This window comes from Frankia sp. CcWB2 (genome assembly GCF_977927585.1).
Window position 1 is genome coordinate 15,916 of sequence record NZ_CDWRCM010000078.1, and the last position, 3,434, is coordinate 19,349.

At 73.4% G+C, this 3,434-nt stretch carries 5 protein-coding genes; 3 read left to right on the plus strand and 2 right to left on the minus strand.

From position 1 onward, the window contains the following. Positions 1 to 693 (minus strand): response regulator (locus ACY45C_RS10495; RefSeq protein ID WP_462187434.1); only part of this gene is annotated, 693 nt, incomplete at its 3' end. A gap of 182 nt (positions 694 to 875) precedes the next feature. Between ACY45C_RS10495 and ACY45C_RS10500 the strand changes: the two genes are divergently transcribed. Genes ACY45C_RS10500 through ACY45C_RS10510 form a run of 3 tightly spaced genes read left to right on the plus strand, consistent with a single transcriptional unit; the run spans position 876 to position 2,940 of the window. Continuing rightward, positions 876 to 1,526, plus strand: coding sequence for a glycosyltransferase family 2 protein (locus ACY45C_RS10500; RefSeq protein WP_462187435.1), 651 nt, complete (start codon positions 876 to 878; stop codon positions 1,524 to 1,526). Between the two features lie 11 nt (positions 1,527 to 1,537). Then, positions 1,538 to 2,230 (plus strand): TIGR04282 family arsenosugar biosynthesis glycosyltransferase, encoded by a 693-nt coding sequence (locus ACY45C_RS10505; RefSeq protein WP_462187439.1) that lies wholly within the window; start codon positions 1,538 to 1,540, stop codon positions 2,228 to 2,230. Further along, positions 2,224 to 2,940, plus strand: coding sequence for a methyltransferase domain-containing protein (locus tag ACY45C_RS10510; RefSeq protein WP_462187436.1), 717 nt, complete (start codon positions 2,224 to 2,226; stop codon positions 2,938 to 2,940). The genes ACY45C_RS10505 and ACY45C_RS10510 overlap by 7 nt, the downstream gene beginning before the upstream one ends. Here ACY45C_RS10510 and ACY45C_RS10515 read toward each other — a convergent pair. Beyond that, entirely contained in the window at positions 2,873 to 3,358 is a 486-nt protein-coding gene (locus tag ACY45C_RS10515) for a hypothetical protein (RefSeq protein ID WP_462187437.1), read from the minus strand. The genes ACY45C_RS10510 and ACY45C_RS10515 overlap by 68 nt on opposite strands. Between the last annotated feature and the right edge of the window lie 76 nt (positions 3,359 to 3,434).

Sequence of the window (3,434 nt, forward strand, 5' to 3'; positions counted from 1 at the left end):
GGGGCGCGGGGTGCCGGGATCGTAGCGGTACCCGACTCCCCACACTGTGACAAGCATCCGGGGAGCGGTCGGATCATCCTCGATCTTCTCCCGCAGTCGGCGGATGTGCACGGTGACCGTCGAGGGGTCGCCATAGCTCCATCCCCACACCTGTTCGAGCAGCTCGCCCCGGGTGAAGGCGCGGCCGGGCCGGCGCAGCAGGAAGGCCAGCAGATCGAACTCGCGCACCGTCAGCCCGAGCGGCACCCCGTGCCGGGTGGCGGTCCGCGCGGCTGCGTCGACGACGAGGGGGCCGGCCCGCAGGACGCCGGCCTCCGCGCCCGGCGCCGCTTCGTTCGCCCGCCGCAGCACCGACTGCACGCGCAGGGTCAGCTCCCGCGGCGAGAACGGCTTGGTCACGTAGTCGTCGGCGCCGATCTCCAGACCGGTGATGCGATCCGACTCGTCGGCACGTGCGGTCATCATGATCACTGGTACCGGTCGGTGCGCCCGGAGCCGGCGGAACACCTCGATGCCATCGAGACCGGGCAGCATCAGGTCGAGGACGACGAGGTCCGGTGGGGTCGTCTCGGCCACCCGCAGGGCCGTGGGCCCGTCCGCGGTGCGGTCGACGTCGGAGCCGGCGTTGCGCAGGTAACGGTCGACGACCTCGGAGACGAGGGCGTCGTCGTCGACGATGAGCACACGGGCCACCCGGCCACGATAGGTAAGGCGACGGCCGTCTTGACCATGATCGGCTCGGATGTCTCCGCTTCGTAATGCTCGTAATGATCGTCATGCTTGTCGTCGTGTCCGTGCCGAGCCGCCGGACGGGACCCGGGCATTCCTTGTTCCGTAAGGGTTGATCACGCGCGGGCGGCACTACAGTCCCGATCATGTTCACGCAACGTAGTGGGATCGGGGCCTCCGTCGACGTCGTCCTGCCTTGCCTGGATGAGGCCGGGGCGCTACCCTGGGTGTTGGATCGGATGCCCGTCGGCTACCGGCCGATCGTCGCGGACAACGGATCGCGCGACGGTTCCCGCCAGGTGGCGCTGGAACGCGGGGCGGTTGTCGTCGACGTGCCTGAGCGCGGCTACGGCGCCGCCGTGCACGCCGGGCTGCTCGCCGCGGACGCCTCCCTCGATCCCGCCGAGCTTCCCGGTCTCGTCGCGCAGTTGCTGGCCGGCCGGGCCGATCTGGTTCTTGGCCGCCGTCGCCCGACCTCGATGCGGGCCTGGCCGCCGCACGCCCGATTCGGGAACGCGGTGGTCGCCGGGCGGCTGCGCCGGCGCGGCGTTCCCGTCCATGATCTGGGCCCGATGCGGGTGGCCCGCCGGGAGGACCTGCTCCGACTGCCCGTGGCCGACCGCCGGTTCGGCTATCCGCTGGAACTGCTGCTGCGGGCAGCCCAGGCCGGTTGGCGGATCATCGAGACCGACGTGGCCTACACCCCTCGGGTCGGGCGCTCCAAGGTGACCGGGACACCGCTCGGCGCCGCCCGGACGGCCCGGGACACGTCCGCCCTGTTGGCGAGCCTCCGGTGAGGCTGCTCGTGATGGCGAAGGAGCCGGTACCCGGGCGGGTCAAGACCCGCCTCACGCCGCCCCTGCGCCCGGACCAGGCGGCGGCCGTCGCGGCGGCCGCGCTCGCGGACACGCTGGCCGCGGTTGAGGAGCTGACCCGCCTGCCCGGGTTCGACGCACTGTGCCCGGTCCTCGTCCTCGACGGCGCGGTCGGCCCGTGGCTGGAGACCTCGTTCGGACGAATCCCGGCCGGACGAATCGCGGCCGGACGAATCGCGATCGAAGTGATGCCGCAGGTGTCGGGGCCGTTCGACGTCAGGCTCGCCGCAGCCTTCGACGCCGGCAGCGAGCCGATCTTGCTCATCGGGATGGACACCCCCCAGGTGACCGCCGCCCTGCTCGCCTCCGCCTGCCACGCGCTGCACGCGACCGACGCGGTGTTCGGTCCCGCCGCGGACGGGGGATGGTGGGCACTCGGCCTGACCACCCCCGACGGCGATCTTCTCCGTGGCGTGCCGACCTCACGCCCGGACACCGGCGCACGGCAACGGGCCCGCCTGTCCGAAGCCGGCCTGACGGTCACAACCCTGCCGACGGTGCGTGACGTCGACACCATGGCCGACGCCGACGCGGTCGCCCGGCTCGTGCCCGGTGGGCGCTTCGCCGCGGCGCTGCGCGCCACGCAAGGGGATCGCATCACCGCCGGCCGGGCCACCGCGTGTTGACCGGCGTCCCCGACGGCCGGTGGGGACCGACGACCGTCTACGAGGCGGGACTGCGTTCCGCCGGTGGACAGCTGTGGATGCGCCGTCCCGACGGGCGACGCGACCCGCTGCCGGTGAACCGCTGGCGTGGCACTCTGCCCCCGGCGGCGTCGACCCCGCGCACCTGCTCCACCGGGGCGCTGTCCCCGGGGGATCTGTCGTTGTTGCGTTACTGCGGCGGCCCGACCCTCGACGTCGGCTGCGGGCCCGGCCGGCTCGCGGCTGCGCTCGCGGCCCGCGGGGTGCCGGCCCTCGGCATCGACGTCGCGCCGTTCGCGGTGCACCTGACCCGGCGGGCCGGTGCGCCGGCGCTACGGCGGGACGTGTTCGGCCGGGTACCTGCCGAGGGACGATGGGCCGCGCTGCTGCTCGCCGACGGGAACATCGGCATCGGCGGCGACCCGATCCGGTTGTTGCGCCGGGCCGGGGAACTCCTCGCCCCCTCCGGCCGGGTGCTCGTCGAACTCGAACCGCCGGGCGCCCAGACCGGCCCGATGCGGGTCCGGCTGGAGGCCGCGACCGGCCGGGTGTCGCGGCCCTTCTCCTGGTGCCTGGTGGACGGGGACGACCTGACCGGCCTCGCGCCGGACGCCGGACTGCTAATCACCCGGACCTGGTGCAGCGCCGGCCGGCACTTCGCCGCGCTGCGCCGGCGTCTCCCGACCGGATGATTCCCCGCCGGGCGCGGACCGCCCGACTCACCATGAGGGCCGCCGCGCCGGCCCAGACCACTCCGAGAACGAGCGCGAGGTTGCGTCCGTACGGCAGCGGGTTCACCGTCGGGTTCCCAGGGTCCCCACCGTAGCCACGCCACAGCGGGAGCGACGACAGGGCGACCGCCGCACTCACCAGCAGTGCGCCCTGTGCGACGGACCGGTAGGGCGGTGGGACCAACCGGGTGAGCAGGAAGCCGACGAGCATCGTCGCGGGCACGAGCAACGCGTCATGGACCAGGACCCCGCCGATCAGCCAGACCACGGTGTTCGGCGGCCGGGTGGCCTGCTGGTGGGTGAGCACGCCGTCGACCCCGTAACCGATTGCGGCCAGCCCGGCCGCCACCGCGACACCGCGCAGTACGACGGCGTTCATACCATCACCACCCGATGTACCCATTCCGTCTGGAGGACCCCGGGCCGGTTCGGCGCGATGAGCCGGGCCGGATCGG

Coding starts and splice junctions, on each gene's coding strand:
- ACY45C_RS10500 (WP_462187435.1), top strand. CDS start 876: ATGTTCACGCAACGTAGTGGGATCGGGGCCTCCGTCGACGTCGTCCTG.
- ACY45C_RS10505 (WP_462187439.1), top strand. CDS start 1,538: ATGGCGAAGGAGCCGGTACCCGGGCGGGTCAAGACCCGCCTCACGCCG.
- ACY45C_RS10515 (WP_462187437.1), bottom strand. CDS start 3,358: ATGAACGCCGTCGTACTGCGCGGTGTCGCGGTGGCGGCCGGGCTGGCC.